General features: G+C 66.0%; 14 protein-coding genes. 5 read left to right on the top strand and 9 right to left on the bottom strand.

The annotated features are described in order from the left end of the window. Positions 1–51: 51 nt before the first annotated feature. Positions 52–837 (bottom strand): 3-hydroxybutyrate dehydrogenase, encoded by a 786-nt coding sequence (locus HWX14_RS21060; RefSeq protein WP_115531340.1) that lies wholly within the window; start codon positions 835–837, stop codon positions 52–54. Positions 838–889: 52 nt separating this feature from the next. Further along, positions 890–1,630, bottom strand: coding sequence for an acetoacetate decarboxylase (locus tag HWX14_RS21055; protein ID WP_166955753.1), 741 nt, complete (start codon positions 1,628–1,630; stop codon positions 890–892). Positions 1,631–2,070: 440 nt separating this feature from the next. Between HWX14_RS21055 and HWX14_RS21050 the strand changes: the two genes are divergently transcribed. After that, positions 2,071–2,652 carry an undecaprenyl-diphosphatase gene (locus HWX14_RS21050; RefSeq protein ID WP_175884315.1) on the top strand — a complete coding sequence of 194 codons (582 nt, stop codon included), beginning with the start codon at positions 2,071–2,073 and terminating at the stop codon, positions 2,650–2,652. A 25-nt stretch (positions 2,653–2,677) separates the two neighbouring features. Here HWX14_RS21050 and HWX14_RS21045 read toward each other — a convergent pair whose 3' ends face one another. The 5 genes from HWX14_RS21045 to HWX14_RS21025 all read right to left on the bottom strand — a co-directional run bounded on the left by HWX14_RS21045 (position 2,678) and on the right by HWX14_RS21025 (position 6,269). Next, positions 2,678–2,920: a hypothetical protein gene (locus HWX14_RS21045; RefSeq protein WP_175884314.1), complete on the bottom strand. Its 243-nt coding sequence runs from the start codon at positions 2,918–2,920 to the stop codon at positions 2,678–2,680. 152 nt (positions 2,921–3,072) lie between these two features. Continuing rightward, positions 3,073–3,894: a siderophore-interacting protein gene (locus HWX14_RS21040; RefSeq protein WP_175884313.1), complete on the bottom strand. Its 822-nt coding sequence runs from the start codon at positions 3,892–3,894 to the stop codon at positions 3,073–3,075. Between the two features lie 37 nt (positions 3,895–3,931). Further along, on the bottom strand, positions 3,932–4,642 hold the full coding sequence (locus tag HWX14_RS21035; protein ID WP_175884312.1) for a PadR family transcriptional regulator: 711 nt from the start codon (positions 4,640–4,642) through the stop codon (positions 3,932–3,934). A 353-nt stretch (positions 4,643–4,995) separates the two neighbouring features. After that, on the bottom strand, positions 4,996–5,517 hold the full coding sequence (locus HWX14_RS21030) for a DUF2867 domain-containing protein (protein WP_175884311.1): 522 nt from the start codon (positions 5,515–5,517) through the stop codon (positions 4,996–4,998). Between the two features lie 170 nt (positions 5,518–5,687). Then, entirely contained in the window at positions 5,688–6,269 is a 582-nt protein-coding gene (locus tag HWX14_RS21025; RefSeq protein WP_175884310.1) for a TetR/AcrR family transcriptional regulator, read from the bottom strand. 255 nt (positions 6,270–6,524) lie between these two features. Here HWX14_RS21025 and HWX14_RS21020 point away from each other — a divergent pair, with 255 nt between their 5' ends. The 3 genes from HWX14_RS21020 (at position 6,525) to HWX14_RS21010 (ending at position 11,141) form a co-directional block, all read left to right on the top strand. Next, positions 6,525–7,655: an alpha/beta hydrolase gene (locus HWX14_RS21020; RefSeq protein WP_175884651.1), complete on the top strand. Its 1,131-nt coding sequence runs from the start codon at positions 6,525–6,527 to the stop codon at positions 7,653–7,655. A 323-nt stretch (positions 7,656–7,978) separates the two neighbouring features. After that, entirely contained in the window at positions 7,979–9,433 is a 1,455-nt protein-coding gene (locus tag HWX14_RS21015; RefSeq protein WP_175884309.1) for an aldehyde dehydrogenase family protein, read from the top strand. A gap of 94 nt (positions 9,434–9,527) precedes the next feature. Then, entirely contained in the window at positions 9,528–11,141 is a 1,614-nt protein-coding gene (locus HWX14_RS21010; protein WP_175884308.1) for a GMC family oxidoreductase N-terminal domain-containing protein, read from the top strand. Positions 11,142–11,211: 70 nt separating this feature from the next. Here the strand turns inward: HWX14_RS21010 and HWX14_RS21005 are convergent, their stop codons facing one another. Continuing rightward, positions 11,212–12,099 (bottom strand): transporter, encoded by an 888-nt coding sequence (locus tag HWX14_RS21005; protein WP_175884307.1) that lies wholly within the window; start codon positions 12,097–12,099, stop codon positions 11,212–11,214. Between the two features lie 411 nt (positions 12,100–12,510). On the opposite strand from HWX14_RS21005, the gene HWX14_RS21000 reads away from it, so the two are divergent. After that, on the top strand, positions 12,511–13,482 hold the full coding sequence (locus HWX14_RS21000) for a helix-turn-helix domain-containing protein (RefSeq protein WP_244130293.1): 972 nt from the start codon (positions 12,511–12,513) through the stop codon (positions 13,480–13,482). A gap of 96 nt (positions 13,483–13,578) precedes the next feature. Here the strand turns inward: HWX14_RS21000 and HWX14_RS20995 are convergent, their stop codons facing one another. Next, entirely contained in the window at positions 13,579–14,670 is a 1,092-nt protein-coding gene (locus tag HWX14_RS20995) for a porin (RefSeq protein ID WP_175884305.1), read from the bottom strand. Between the last annotated feature and the right edge of the window lie 122 nt (positions 14,671–14,792).

Here is a 14,792-nt window from a genome sequence, read left to right as displayed (position 1 = left end):
TCGAGAAGGGAGGTGGCGCGGAAGTCGCCTACCGTCGGGGAGGCGCAGGCGTTACTGCATGAACCAGCCGTGGCTGACGACGAACGACTGGCCGGTGAGCGCAGCGCTCGGGAACGCCGACAGGAACAGCACCGTCTGCGCGACGTCCTGCACCGTCGTGAACACGCCGTCGACCGTATTGCCGAGCATCACCTTCTTGATCACGTCCTCTTCGCTGATGCCGAGCTCCTTCGCCTGCTCCGGAATCTGCTTGTCGACCAGCGGCGTGCGCACGAAGCCCGGACACACGACGTGCGAGCGCACGTTGTGCTTCGCGCCTTCCTTCGCCAGCACGCGCGCGAGACCCAGCAGCCCGTGCTTGGCCGTCACGTACGCCGACTTCAGCGGCGACGCCTCGTGCGAGTGCACCGAACCCATGTAGATCACGACGCCGCCGCGATCGTCCTTGTACATATGCTTGAGCGCGGCCTTGGTCGTCAGGAACGCGCCGTCCACGTGGATCGCCTGCATCTTCTTCCAGTCGGCGAACGAGTAGTTCTCGATCGGGTTGACGATCTGGATACCGGCGTTCGACACGAGGATGTCGACCGAGCCGAACGCTTCGGCCACCTTGTCGATGCCGCTGTTCACCGCGTCCTCGTTGGTCACGTCCATCGCGACGCCGATCGCCTTGCCGCCTGCCTTGTTAATCTCGTCGGCAACGGCGTTCGCGCCGTCCTGGTTCAGGTCGGCGATCGCGACGGCTGCGCCGGCCTTGGCCAGCTCCAGCGCGATTTCCTTGCCGATGCCGCTCGCGGCGCCCGTGACGACGGCGGTCTTGCCATTCAGGTTGCTCATGTTCGAATTCCCGTAGTGAAAGGATTGACAGGGAGAAAGGACTGCGGACGTGTTACTGGGCCAGGTAATCGTAGACGACTTCGCCGAGGCCCAGCGTCAAATCTGCGACGAGGTGGCGCGCCTCGACGATCTCGAGCACGGGCAGGTCGGCCACCGGCGCGAGCGCGTGCGGCGCCAGTTCGAGCGATGCGGGGCCCGTCCACGCGCCCTTCATCTTGATGTCCTGCATGTAATAGCGCACCAGTTCGCAGACGCGCGCGGTGCCGTCGACGTGCGGAATGATCTTCAGCAGGAAATTGGGGCCGGCGAGCCGTTTCGTCTGCTCGTCGATGTCGAGTTCCTTGTGCTTGTAGCCCATCGTGCCGGTCGCGACGCGCACCTTGCCGTAGTCGAGCGTGCCGAGGAGGTGATCGGTGTTCACGTGCAGCGTGGGCGACGCGAGTTTCTTCGGGAAGCCCCACAGCTCGCGGCCGCCGGCGATCGGCGGGTGATCGTCGAGATACATCGCGAGCGTATAGCCGCCCGGCTGGCCGTCGTATTCGACCGGGATCACCTGACCGCTTTCGGTGTAATCGCCGAAGCCGGTCGAATCGGCCATGCGGATGAATTCGTAATGCACGAGCGGCTCGGTGACCTGCAGCGGCTCGGGGACGATTTCACGAAGGCGGTCCGGATCGGTGCGGTACGTGATGATCAGAAACTCACGATCGACGAAACGGTACGGGCCCATCGGGAATGCAGGGCTGGTCAACGGCATCGCAAACGCTTTCGATCGGACATCGCTGGGTTTCATGCGGACTCCTTGTTGTTGATCGCTTCGTGGATGAGTGGTCGTAATCGTATGCCTGTGCGTTGCCGTTGTGCGATGCCGCATGTGGAATTAATTGTTGCCGATTTCGAATAATTTGCGGCGTAAATATTGAGACGAACGATGCAAACCGCCTCGATGGCGCCCCGGCCAAGCGAGGGTCGCACGCGTCGATGACGCCATCTGTGAAAAAGGTGAGGCTTTACGGGAGGCGGGGTGAGCTTTTACGGGGACGTTCGCGCGGGAATATGACAATTGTGTGAACTTGTGTTGCAGTGCAGGCTCTAAGTGCGTTCGCCGCGCGGCCCCGCTGATCTTGTCCGGGCGGCTGCCGCATTAAGCACCGCTTAAGCGGCCACGCCCTAGCATCGTTCGTCTCCGGCCGGGCAACCGGCCGATCCTTTACGCCCCACGCAACTGGATTCATGCAGAACCTCAATCTCGCCCTCTTTTCCGCCATCAACGCCGGGGTCGCGCCGCACCCGGGCGTTGCCCGCCTCGCGATCTTCGCCGCCGACTGGCTCGTCTATGCGCTGCCCGCGATGCTGCTGCTGACCTGGATCTTCGGCGCGCGCCCCGCGCGGCGCCAGGCGGTCGAAGCCGGCGTGGGCGTCTGCGTGGCGCTCGTGCTCGCGCAGGTGCTCGGGCATGTCTGGTTCTCGCCGCGCCCGTTCATGGCCGGCGTCGGCACGCAACTGATTCCGCACGCGCCGGACAGCTCGTTTCCGAGCGATCACATGACGTTCGCGTGGAGCATGGCGGTCGGCCTGCTGCTCGGCGGCACGACGCGGGTCACCGGTTTCGTGATGGCCGCGATGGCCGTGGCGATCGCATGGGGGCGCATCTATGCGGGCGTGCACTGGCCGTTCGACATGGCGGGCGGCGTGCTGGTCGGCACGGTCGGCGCGCTGGCCGCGCACCTGTACGGGCAACGCGTGACCGCGCTGCTCGAACGGCTCGGCGATGCGGTGCATGCGGTCGTGATGGGGCGCCGGCAGGCGCCGTAAGCGGAGGGAAACCGGCAGGACGCCGTCAGCCGGACGAGCCGGATGTGCGGGCCGATTCGGCCGAGTCGGCCGACGCGGACGGGCCGCCGCCCGCGTCGCGCAGTTCGGGTGTATCGGCCGGATGCCGCGCGGCATCGCGGTCGAGGGCGCTTTCCGTCAGGATCGCGCACATCGCGACGAACAGCGCGACGACTACCGCGGCGAGGCCGCAATAACCGGCGATCTTCAGGTGGCGAAGGAAAGGCGAAGCGTGGCTTTCTTTTGTCATGACCGGGCGCTCCTGGGCGGGCTGCGGCGGCTGTCGCCTGACAGCGGCGCGCAGACATACATATATACCAGCCACGATGCCGGTGCCAAGCCCGCCGCTGCGCCGGCGCCACGATTGTTTCGGCCGCCCGGCAACCGGGCGCCGATTCCCGGTCAGTCTTCCAGCGTTTCGTGCACGGCCGCCGCGCCGCGTTTCCAGTAGGCCGCCGCGCGGATGCGCGACTTGTCGACCCCGCGTTCGCCGGTCAGGTGCTGGCGCACCGCGCGTATCGACTGCGCTTCGCCGGCCGCCCACACGTAGCCGTCGCCGGACGACGGCAGCGGCAGGTCGAGGACCGCATTCAGCAGACCGTCGCCGTTCGCCGCGTCGGCTTCGGCGCGGAAGCGCCAGATTTCATGCACGTCGGCACGTGTGTCGAACGAGATCTGCGCGGTGCGATCCGCGACTTCCAGCACGACCGCCGCGCGCGCACCGGCCGGCAATTCCTCGATACGCCGCGCGATGGCCGGCAGCGCCGTATCGTCGCCGATCAGCAGATGCCAGTCGAAATCGGTCGGGACCACGAACGATCCACGCGGGCCGCCGATGCCGAGCCATTGGCCGACGCGCGCCTGCGCGGCCCACTGCGATGCGGGGCCCGGATGGTTCAGCACGAATTCCAGATCGAGTTCGCGGGCCGCGCGGTCGAAGCGGCGCGGCGTGAAGTCGCGCGCGACCGGCTTCGGTTCGCCTGCCGGAAACTCGGGGCCGTTCGCGCCGAGCGTCGGCAGCGCGGGCCGTTCCGCGCCGGGCGGCGGGAAAAAGACCTTCACGTGATCGTCGAACGACGCGGATTCGAAATCCGCGAGATCGGGGCCGCCGAGCGTGACGCGCAGCAGATGCGGCGTCACGGTATGCACGCGCAGCACCTGCAGCAGGCGGAACTTGAGGGTGTGGCGCACGCGGGTGACGGTGCGTTCGGACGTGTTCTGCATCAATCCGTTCTCCTTGGGTGGTGACGGGCGGCGCGGATCACGCGCCGGCGCCGCCTTCGATTTCGGCCGTCGCGCGGCGCATGATGGCCGCGATGCGGCGCTGTTCGTCGGCATCGGCGGCGCTCTTGTGCAGCAGCGCGCGCTTGAGCGCAAGACGCGCCTCGACGAATTCCGGCAGCCAGCCGGCCTGCGATTCGTCCTGCGTTTCGTTGCCCGCCGATTCCCCGGCGAACGCGCGGCGCATGAATTCCATCTTGCGAGCGAGATGCGTGAGGCGTGCGAACAGCGTGTCGACGCGTTCGCGCTGGGCGTCGAGATGCGTGCGGCCGGCGTCGGTCAGCGCATAGCGCTTGCGGTTGCCTTCCGCCTGCGACGCGACGAAGCCGACTTCCTCGAGATACGTGAGCGCCGGATACACCATGCCGGGGCTCGGGCTGTAGAAACCGTTCGAACGCGTGTCGAGCGCCTTGATCAGTTCGTAGCCGTGGCTCGGTTGTTCGGCCACCAAAGCGAGCAGCAGCAGCTGGAGATCGTCGGAGCTGAACTGGCGGCCGCGCGGCATGCCGTCGTCGCCGAAATCGCCAAAGCCGCCGCGCCCGCCCCGGCCGCCGAACGGGCCGCCGCCGAATGCATCGTGGCCGCGGCGGTGGCGGCCGATGGCGTGCCAGAGACCGGCGAACCAGTCAGGGCCGGCATGCGCACCATGACCGTCGCATCGGGCATGGCCGCGGAAGTGGTTGTGTCGCATGATCGTGTCCTATATGTCGTAAAACATATCTAAAGATATATATCGAAAGATAGGGCGTCAAGGGGATTATTGGGGGCGGGAACGAGGACCATGCTTTCCTTCGAGCAGCGGATGAGATTCTGTTTTCCCGCCAGCGCGAGTTTGCGATTTCCGAGACGCGACAGCGGCACCGCCTTGTCGGGCCTCAAGCCGGCGTCTTTCGCGCCCACGAGGATGAGCGGCTCGCGAACGAGGGGCGTATGGACATAGCCCTGCGGCGGCGACCCACCGCGCCACGAAGTTCGATGTGAAGAGATTGCGCCAGGACGGTGCTGTCCACGACCTGCAGAAAGGCGTGTGGATAGGTGTTGCCGCTACCGGCCAGGCCATCCGAGCGCCTGTGCCCGATCGAGCGAGGCTCGCACGACGAGGCGATGGAAAGGAGCGATCACGCCAAGATAGGCCCGGCCCAGCAGACGATTGTAGAAGACGAGCGTAGTGAGTATCAGCCGCCGGGGCCCGTCCCCGGAGGCAGGCTGCACGAGAATCGACACGCGGAAATCAAGATGCGCGTCGTCCTCGCCCAGAATGATCTCGTCTTCATGCCGTTCGAACACGCGGAAAATACTGAGCCGGTCGTCCTTCGCGGCTTTCAGATCGCTCGTTGTCTTGAGGCCGAATGGCTGGACGGCAATGTCGCGAATTCCCTGCAGCATCGCGATCCATTGGGGTTGTCCTGCAAAGATGTATCGAGCGAGAGACTCTGCGTCGTTGCACGCGGTCGCAGGCAAGTCCACCGAGAATGCGTCGACAAAATCAGCGTTGCCGTACGACCGGCTCAGCCTCGAAGTCGTCGGCGGGCCGACCTGTTCGGCCTTCTTCGGTTGCTTCTGCATGCCCATTCTCCATGCGTTCAAGTTGTCCGGCTGCCTCGGCGCGACCCAAATGAACGCAGTCGAGAGAATGAGCGCGACATATTCCCGCTTGAGCCGAAGTCGAACGGATCGCGGTGGTTCGGCAATGAACGAGGTCAGAACATTCATCCGGCCGGGACCCTCGGACCGGATCACCCCTCGCGGGCCGCCCACCTTTGGGCACTCACATCCGCCAGCGCTTCGAATACGGCCGGCGTGCGTTCCAGGCGGGCGATCGTTCGCGCGCCTTCGAGCGCGGCGACCAAGGCGGCCGCGGTCGAGGATGCGCGTGCGGGAGCGAAACCGCATTCCCTGAAATGCTCCGCAATAATCCCGGTCGATTCGGCGAATCCGCGCGCCACGCGCTGGGTCAGGTCGGCGTCGAGCGCCGGTAGCTCATTCGCCAGATTCTGCATCAGACATCCGTACTGGAAATCAGAGGCGACCATTTCGGCCGCGAATGTGCTGAAAATTCGATGGACGAAATTCAGCGCATCGCCCGCGGTACTCGCCGAGATGTCCCGTAATACGGCCATTCGCTTCGCGACGTAATTGTCGATGGCTTCTTCCGCGAGTTGCGCCTTGCCCCGCGGAAAATGAAAGTAGAACGACCCTTTAGGCGCGCCGCTTTCCTCGAGTATCTGGGTCAACCCGGTCGCGGTGTAGCCCTGGATGCGAAATAGCCGCTCGGCGGTGGCAATCGCGCGATCGCGCGCGTCAGTCTTGCGTGTCATGCCGAAAACGTACCACGTCTCGCTTGACGTTGCTATGGTGATCGCCATAGTATGGCGATCACCATATGTCGGAGATGAGCGATGTCCCGGTATCGAATCAAGCCATCGGCGTCCCGACGAGCGGTATTGGCGATGGGCGCGGCCAGCGTGGTTGCGGCGTTACTCCGACCGGCCCGCGCCAACCCTACGGGAGGAACTGATTTGGCTACGTCGACCTATGGCGAAGGAACGCTTCCCGCGGGGGTACGCTCACGCATGATCCATGGGGTCAACGGCCTCGATGTCCATATTCTCGAGGCCGGTTATGAAACGCCCGGCCGGCCGCTCGCGCTGCTTCTGCACGGCTTTCCGGATCTGGCTTACGGTTGGCGGCACCTGATCCCGATCCTGGCTGACGCCGGATACCACGTCGTCGCGCCCGACCAGCGGGGTTTCGGGCGCACCACGGGCTGGGCGAACGGTTATGACGCCCCTCTGGAACCCTTCAGCCTGTTGAATATGGTGCGCGACGCCCTCGGACTGACTTCGGCGTTGGGGTATCGGCGGACGACGATGCTCGTCGGGCACGACCTCGGCTCGCCGGTGGCGGCCTATTGCGCGCTGGCGCGACCTGACGTCTTTCCCTCGGTGGTGCTGATGAGCGCGCCGTTTCCCGGTCCGCCCGCCCTTCCGTTCAACACCGCGCAAAGCGACGCATCGTCGGTTCAATCGAACACCGGCAATCAAAAGCTGGCGGCCGCGCTGGCGGCACTCGATCCGCCGAGAGAGCATTACCAGCAGTACCTGAGCTCACGCGGGGCGAACGATGACATGTGGCATCCGCCGCAGGGCTTGCACGCGTTTCTTCGTGCGTTTTTCCATGTCAAAAGCGCCGACTGGCCGGGAAACAGGCCGCATCCGTTGAAGGCGCCCACCGCCGCGGAACTCGCGCAGATGCCCACCTATTACGTGATGGATCTCGGCAAGACGATGCCCCAGACCGTCGCTCCATTTCAGCCATCCGCCGCCGAGGTCCGGGCCTGCAAATGGCTCACCGAGCCGGAACTCGGGGTGTACACGGCGGAGTATGGCCGCACGGGATTTCAAGGCGCGCTGCAGGCTTATCGCGTGTTTTCCGATCCTGACCTGAACGCCGAGTTGCGCCTGTTTTCGGGCAAGACGATCGACGTCCCCTCGCTCTTTATCGGCGGCAAGAGCGATTGGGGCACCTATTCGGCGCCGGGCGCGCTCGATCTGATGAGGACGAAGGCGACGACGAGAATGAGCCGCATCGAGCTGATCGACGGCGCCGGTCACTGGATCCAGCAGGAGCAGCCGGGCCGGCTCGGCGAGTTGCTGCTCGCCTTCGTCAAGGAAGTCGGCGCGGGGGATCATGCCGGCGATTAGGTCGGGAACGGCGGCTGTTCTGGCATCAACTTCCGGCCGCACCGTCTTCGATACCTAGTCATGAGAATGTTCGACAGAGAAAATTCTCATGAACGTGCCTGACTTTTTGAGTTGCATAGGGCAGAAAGGCGGATTCGCCGAGACCCTGCAAGCGTACGATTCGTCGATTCGCACATCGCTTGCACATGCCTGCCGGCGTGCATGCATGCGAATCCTGCATCCGGCGCACGGATGTCCCAGCGTCGCCTGCACCGGCGTCCTACAGTGGGCCAGATAAGCCGATCCTCCTTCCCCGGATCGGCCCTTGATCGGGATACCACGAGATGACAGCCGACTACACCCTCACACACCGGATCGCGGGCGAGCCCTGCAACGCTGCGCACGGCGAGTGGTTCGAGAAATTCGAACCGTGCACCGGACACCTGCTCGCCCGCGTGGCGGCCGGCACCGAAGCCGACGTCGACGCAGCCGTGCGCGCGGCGCGCGCCGCATTCGACGGTGGCCCATGGGGCCGGTTGTCCGGCGCCGCGCGGGCGAAGCTGCTGCATCGGCTGGCGGACCTGCTCGAACACGACGCGGAACGCTTCGTCGAGCTGCTGGCGCGTGAGCAGGGGCGTCCGGCCATGGAGGTGCGCATGATGGACCTGCCGATGTCGATCGACACGCTGCGCTACTTCGCCGGCTGGGCGGACAAGCTCGAAGGCCGGCAGATTCCGACCGGCGGCTTCATGGGGCGCCCGACGGTCAACTACACGGTGCGCGAGGCCGTCGGCGTCGCCGGCCTGATCGTGCCGTGGAATGCGCCGCTGATGATCGCGTGCTGGAAGCTGGCGCCCGCGCTCGCGGCCGGCTGCACGGTCGTGATCAAGCCGTCGGAGGACGCGCCGCTGGCCGTCGGCGCGCTGGCGGATCTGGCCGCGCAGGCGGGCTTTCCGCCGGGCGTCGTCAATCTCGTGCACGGTATCGGCGCATCGGTCGGGGCCGCGCTCGTCAATCATCCGGGCGTCGACAAGATCAGCTTCACCGGCAGCACCGGGGTCGGCCGGACGATCGCGCGCGAAGCCGGCGCGCAATTCAAGCGGCTGACGCTCGAACTCGGCGGCAAGGCGCCGCAGATCGTCTTCGACGATGCGAACCTCGAGGAGGCGATCGCCGGCGTCGCGATGGGGCTGTTCGTCAACCAGGGGCAGACCTGTGCGGCCGGCACGCGCGTGCTCGTGCAGCGTCGTCGCTACGACGACGTCGTCGGCGCGCTCGCGCACGCGGCACGATCGATCAAGGTCGGCACACCGTTCGACCCGGCGACGCAAATGGGTGCGCTGATCAGCGCGCGCCACGCCGAGCGTGTGAAAGCGCATATCGCAACGGCGCTTCGCGACGGCGCGACGCTGGTCGCGGGCGACGAGCCGGTGCCGTCGCAAGGCTTCTTCGTACGGCCGACGATCTTCGCGAACGTCGATCCGGCCATGCGCATCGCGCGCGACGAAGTGTTCGGGCCGGTCGGTACGATCATCCCGTTCGAGACCGAAGACGAGGCCGTCGCGCTCGCGAACGACACCGTCTACGCGCTGTCCGCGACGGTGTGGACGCGCGATCTCGCGACTGCCCACCGCACGGCGGCCCGCCTGCGGGTCGGCGCGGTCGCGGTGAACGCGTGGAGCCCGCTCGACGCGCGGCTGCCATGGGGCGGCTTCAAGGACAGCGGCGTCGGGCGCGACCTGTCGCAAAGCGGGCTCGATGCGTACCTGGAAGAGAAGGTCGTCACGATCGCGATGTAGCCGAGGCCGTGCCCGTTCCGGCACGGAAACACCACCACCACAACGAGACCACGCGCATTGCGCCGCTGGCCCGCTTACCCCTATCGACAGACACATGACTACTCAAGACCTGACCTTCGATTACGTCGTCATCGGCGCGGGTTCCGCCGGTTGCGTCGTCGCCGCGCGGCTGATCCAGCAGAATGCCGGCTCGGTGCTGCTGCTGGAGGCCGGCACGCGCGACGACAATCCGTTTCACCGGATTCCGGGCGGCGTGATGCAGGTGTTCCAGAAGAAATCGTGGCCCTACATGACCGAGCCGCAGCCGAACGCGAACGGCCGCCGGATGATCATCGCGCAGGGCAAGGTGCTGGGCGGCGGCAGCTCGGTCAACGGGATGATCTACATCCGCGGGCAGCGCGACGACTATGACGACTGGGCGACGCAGTGGGGCTGCACCGACTGGCGCTACGACGACGTGCTGCCGTACTTCATGAAGGCGGAAGCGAACGAAAGCCTGGGGCCTGCGTATCACGGCCAGACCGGGCCGCTGCCCGTCAGCGAGAACCGCTATCGGCATCCGTTGACGGCCGCGTTCATCCGGGCCGGGCAGGAGATGGGGCTGTCCTACGTCAACGATTTCAACGGCGAAGTGCAGCAGGGCATCGGCTATTACCAGACGACGACGCGCAACGGCGAACGCGCGAGTACGGCCCGCACGTATCTGGCGTCGGTGCGCAACGACGCGAAGCTGAAGGTGGTGACGGGTGCGCTCGTGCACCGCATCCGCACCGATGCGGGGCGTGCGGTGGCGGTCGAATTCAGCGAGGACGGCAATGCGCCGGTGTCGGTGCGCGTGCGCAAGGAGGTCGTCGTGAGCGCGGGAGCGATCGGGAGTCCGAAGGTGCTGATGCTGTCCGGTATCGGGCCGGCAGAGCAGCTCGCCGCGCTCGGGATCGATACGGTGGCCGCGTTGCCGGTCGGCAAGAACTTCCACGATCATCTGCACATGTCGGTGCAAGCGTCGATCCGCACGCCGACCAGCCTTTACGGCGAGAACGCGGGGCTCCGGGCGATGCGTCACTTCCTGCAATGGAAATGCTTCCGCAGCGGGCTGCTGACCAGCAACATCCTCGAAGGCGGCGCTTTCATCGATACGCTCGGCACCGGGCGGCCGGACGTCCAGTTCCATTTCCTGCCGCTGCTCGACAATTTCGACAATACGCCGGGCGAGAAGCCGCCGGCGAGCGAGCACGGCATGTCGGTCAAGGTCGGCCATCTGCAACCGAAGTCGCGCGGGCAGGTGGGGCTGCGCAGCAAGGACCCGGCGGATCTGCCGACGATCGATGCGAACTTCCTCGGCGATCCGGCCGACCTCGAAGGGCAGATCCGTGCCGTTCAGGCCGGGCTCCGGATCCTGTCGGCGAAGGCGCTGCAGGCGCACGTGAAGGAGATCGTCGCGCCCGCGCGGATCGATCCGGACGACCGGTCGGCGATCGAGGCGTTCGTGCGGCAGGACATCAAGACCGTCTATCACCCGGCCGGCACTTGCCGGATGGGCACGGACCCGCGGACCTCGGTGGTCGATCAGAAGTCGCTGCGCGTGCACGGCTTCGCGAACCTGTGTGTGATCGACTGCTCGATCTGCCCGCAGGTGCCCAGCGGCAATACCAATGCGCCGGCGATCATGATCGGCGAACGCGGCGCCGATCTGCTGCTCGGCCGATGAAGAATGCGGCGCAGGGACGACCTGCGCCGCCGCCGCCGCGCCGGCCGATGCCGGCGCGGACCCGTTCGGGTCACAGCGGAAACACGGCCTTGAGCCAGAATGCCGCGCCTTCGGGGCGGTTCCGCACCTCGGTTTCCATCTGGTATTTGGCGGTCACGAACCAGCCCTTTCCGCTGTCGTACTTGACCGACGGGCCGATCGCGAACGAACGGCCGCGATTGCCGGCGATGGTCTGCCCGGCCTGCGAATCGTCCGTCGTCTGTCGGTAGAAGTAACCCCCCGCACCGACCGTCAGCCCGTTGCCGAAGCCCCAGCCCGCCGAATAGTCGACGATGAATTCCTGACCGGACCGATAGTCCGTCGCCGGATTGCGCCGGTTGAAGGTCCACATGACCTTGGCGTCGAACACGGGCCCGGTGCGGCCGCCGTAAGAGAGGCCGGCGATCGGCTGGATCGCCCAGTAGTGCCGGCCCAGGTTGGCCAGGTCGTTCCTGTCGTACCGGCCGGTCGGCGCGAAGACATCGACGGCGAGCAGCGTATGGAACGTCGGCGTGACGTGCCAGCCGAGCGCCGGCCCGAACGTCGTGTCGCCGATGCCGGTCCGTCGTTGCGATTGCCCGCCCGCGTGGACGTCGAGCGTGACGAGCGGCAGCAGCGCATGCACGGCGAACGACGCGCCGGCGAAGGTGTACGGCGTCACCCACACGATCCGCGGCGTGACCGCATAGGCCGTGATGCCGAAATCCGGCGGCGCGACGTTGCGGCCGTCGTTGTCGCGCAGTTCGCCGGCATGGTAGCGCTCGGCGTAGATCAGCGCATACAGCCCGGGCGGCGGCAGCGCGCAGCACAGGTAACCTTCCGCGCCCGTCGGGTACACGGAGCCGCCGCCTTCGGTCGCATGAGCGCCGTGCGCGGCGACGAGCGCGGAAAGCATCAGGGCAATGCGTAGCTTTTTCATCGTTTGTTTCCTGCTGCGGCGCATGAGTGGCCGCTGTTGGTCTTCGGGCGGTGTGTTTGACGGCGTGAACCGGCAAACCCGAACGGATGGGGGATTCCGCTCGTCAGCAGGGTGCCGCGCCGTATTGCCGGTCGCATGTGTTTGCGTGCAGAGCCGTCAGGAGTGCGGTGCATCTAGGTGAAATCTTTACCGCGTCAGGTAGCGTCCCGGCCGGCCATGGGCGTCATGTGAATTTTTTTTTGCGCGGCGGCGTCGTATGCTTCGATCCGATCCCCTCGATGCGTGACCGGCACGCGTCGCCGCACACGACCGGGAAGTCGGACGAGTCGATCATCGCGCCTGCGGCGTATGGATGCATGCGGCCAGGTAACGGACGGACTTGAAAGCCGGATTCTTCTGGAGATGAACATCATGATCGATTCGGGATCGCTTTCGCGGCGGCGGGAGGGCGGCATTGCGTGCTGGTCGGAGCAGATCCGGCATCGATTCTTTCCGCTGGAACTGAGCGCCGGCGCATCCGGCGAATTCGACGCACACGTCGACGTGCTCGATCATGCGCGTTGCCGCGTCGCGCGCGTTTCGGCAAGCGCGCACAGCGCTTCCATCGGACGCGACGCATGCCGGACGCTGAAGCACCGCTACGTGAAGGTGATCTGGCAACTGAGCGGGGCGGCGACGCTCGAACAGCGTGCGGGCGAGGTCGTCGTGCCGCCCGGGCATTTCACGCTGTACGAGGCGAGCAGTCCATACTGGATTCAAAGCGATACCGGTGGCGAGTTCGTCACGATGCTGTGCGAAGTGGCCGATCACGACGCGCTGCTGGCATTGGCCCGGCACGCGATCGGCCGCGCGATGCCGACGACGGGCGGCGCGGCCGTCGCGCTCGCCGGCCTGCAGGCGATGATCGCCGAGGGTCCGCGCATGAATCCGCGTAGCCGCTTCGGCGTGCTGGAGCTGGTGGCAGGGCTGATCGCAGAGGAAATCGATTTTGCGGACGGGACGGCGCCCGCGTCGCGGCGCAGGCTCCGCGAAGCATTGCTGCGCGACGCGCAGCACTACATTCATCGGCATCTGGACGACGGCGAACTGTCGCCCGATCGGATCGCGGCGGCATTGAAGGTCTGTCGCCGCACGCTCTACCAGGCGTTCGAATCGATCGGCGAAAGTCCGCAGGCGATGATCCAGCGTCTGCGGCTCGAGAAGTGCTACGACGTGCTGTCGCAGACCGGCGCCGACGGCGCGAGCATTACGCGCCTCGCGTTGCAGTCGGGTTTTTCCGATCCCGCGTATTTCTCGCGGCTGTTCCGCCGGCGTTTCGGTGTCACGCCGTCGCAGTGCCGGGATACGGCGATGACGCGCGACACGGGTGATCCGCTGCGGTAGCGGTCGTCGATGGGGACGAAGGCAGCGGACCGAACCGGCGCCGCGCCTTCGTCGTCAGCCGCGCCGGATGCCGGAACGCCGACAGTCCGCGCCGGCTCAGAACCGCGTACTGAACCCGATCCGCGCGATCGACTGCAACGCGCCGCTCGATGCGCCGTTCGCGTCCATCACGCCGTTGATCTGCGCGTTGCTGCCGTGGCTCGCGCGTTGATGCACGCCCGCGACGTACACCATCGTGCGCTTCGACAGCCAGTACTGGACGGCGGCGAGCAACTGGTGCGCGTGCGCGTTGTCGAGCGTGTCGTTGCCCTTCATGTACGTGTAGCTCGCGCCGATCACCCATACCGGCGACGGCCGCCACGCGGCGCCGGCTTCCGCCGACCATGCGCCTGCGCCGTTCTGCGCATTGCGCACGGTCGTGAAGAGCGCTTTCCCCGTGACCGTGCCGACCGTGTAGTGCACGCCCGCGCCCCAGTTGCGCACGCTGGTGGGCGGCAGCCCGTCGGCCGCGCCGTATTTCTGGTTCGTATAGGCGGCGCCCGCGCCGAACGGGCCGTTGTCGTAGCTTGCACCGACGCTGACCGTGTTGTTCGCGCCGATCGATCCCGCGACGTTGCCGAAGCCGTACAGTGCGCCGAAAGTCAGGCCCGACAGCGACGGGCTCGTGTACTTGACCGAATTCGCGACGCGATTGCTGCCCGCGACGCGGTCCCAGTCGAATGCGCCGGTCGGGTTGTTCGGCAGCGCGAGCCGGTCGAACGGCCCGTTGCGAAAGCCGTACAGGCCGACGAGATCCTGCGCGATCTCGTTGCCGCTGGCGGCCAGCGAATCGACCATGAACTCGTACTGCTTGCCGAGCGTCAGCGTGCCGTACCGGTCGTTCTGCAACCCGACATAAGCGGTACGCGCGAACAGCCCGCCGCCGATGATCGAGCCGTTGCCGAGCGAATACTGGTTGACGAGCCGGAAGATCGCACGCGTGCCCGCGCCGAGATCCTCCTTGCCTTCGAAGCCGAGCAGGTTCGGAAAGAAGATGTTGTCGTCGAATTTCGCACTGCCGTGGCCGCCCTGATTGCTGACGTAGCTGATGCCGGCATCCATCAGCCCGAACATCGTCACGCTGCTCTGCGCGAACGCCGCGGCCGGAAGCGCGCAGGCCGCGAGCGCCAGAAAGGTCTTTTTCGTCATCTCCAAAGTGCTCCTCACATGATCCGATCGAGCCGGATATTTTTAATTGGACTACTGATTGATATGAAGAAAAGTGAACCGGGCGAACCCGGTTCGGCGACAGTCAAAGGGAGCGGCGGCGT

This window comes from Burkholderia sp. BCC0044 (genome assembly GCF_902832955.1).
Taxonomy (GTDB): Bacteria; Pseudomonadota; Gammaproteobacteria; order Burkholderiales; family Burkholderiaceae; genus Burkholderia.
Note: the sequence above shows the minus strand (reverse complement) of the source record. Positions and strands in the feature narration are given on the sequence as shown.

Coding starts and splice junctions, on each gene's coding strand:
- HWX14_RS21060 (WP_115531340.1), bottom strand. CDS start 837: ATGAGCAACCTGAATGGCAAGACCGCCGTCGTCACGGGCGCCGCGAGC.
- HWX14_RS21055 (WP_166955753.1), bottom strand. CDS start 1,630: ATGAAACCCAGCGATGTCCGATCGAAAGCGTTTGCGATGCCGTTGACC.
- HWX14_RS21050 (WP_175884315.1), top strand. CDS start 2,071: ATGCAGAACCTCAATCTCGCCCTCTTTTCCGCCATCAACGCCGGGGTC.
- HWX14_RS21045 (WP_175884314.1), bottom strand. CDS start 2,920: ATGACAAAAGAAAGCCACGCTTCGCCTTTCCTTCGCCACCTGAAGATC.
- HWX14_RS21040 (WP_175884313.1), bottom strand. CDS start 3,894: ATGCAGAACACGTCCGAACGCACCGTCACCCGCGTGCGCCACACCCTC.
- HWX14_RS21035 (WP_175884312.1), bottom strand. CDS start 4,642: ATGCGACACAACCACTTCCGCGGCCATGCCCGATGCGACGGTCATGGT.
- HWX14_RS21030 (WP_175884311.1), bottom strand. CDS start 5,517: ATGCAGAAGCAACCGAAGAAGGCCGAACAGGTCGGCCCGCCGACGACT.
- HWX14_RS21025 (WP_175884310.1), bottom strand. CDS start 6,269: ATGACACGCAAGACTGACGCGCGCGATCGCGCGATTGCCACCGCCGAG.
- HWX14_RS21020 (WP_175884651.1), top strand. CDS start 6,525: ATGATCCATGGGGTCAACGGCCTCGATGTCCATATTCTCGAGGCCGGT.
- HWX14_RS21015 (WP_175884309.1), top strand. CDS start 7,979: ATGACAGCCGACTACACCCTCACACACCGGATCGCGGGCGAGCCCTGC.
- HWX14_RS21010 (WP_175884308.1), top strand. CDS start 9,528: ATGACTACTCAAGACCTGACCTTCGATTACGTCGTCATCGGCGCGGGT.
- HWX14_RS21005 (WP_175884307.1), bottom strand. CDS start 12,099: ATGAAAAAGCTACGCATTGCCCTGATGCTTTCCGCGCTCGTCGCCGCG.
- HWX14_RS21000 (WP_244130293.1), top strand. CDS start 12,511: ATGATCGATTCGGGATCGCTTTCGCGGCGGCGGGAGGGCGGCATTGCG.
- HWX14_RS20995 (WP_175884305.1), bottom strand. CDS start 14,670: ATGACGAAAAAGACCTTTCTGGCGCTCGCGGCCTGCGCGCTTCCGGCC.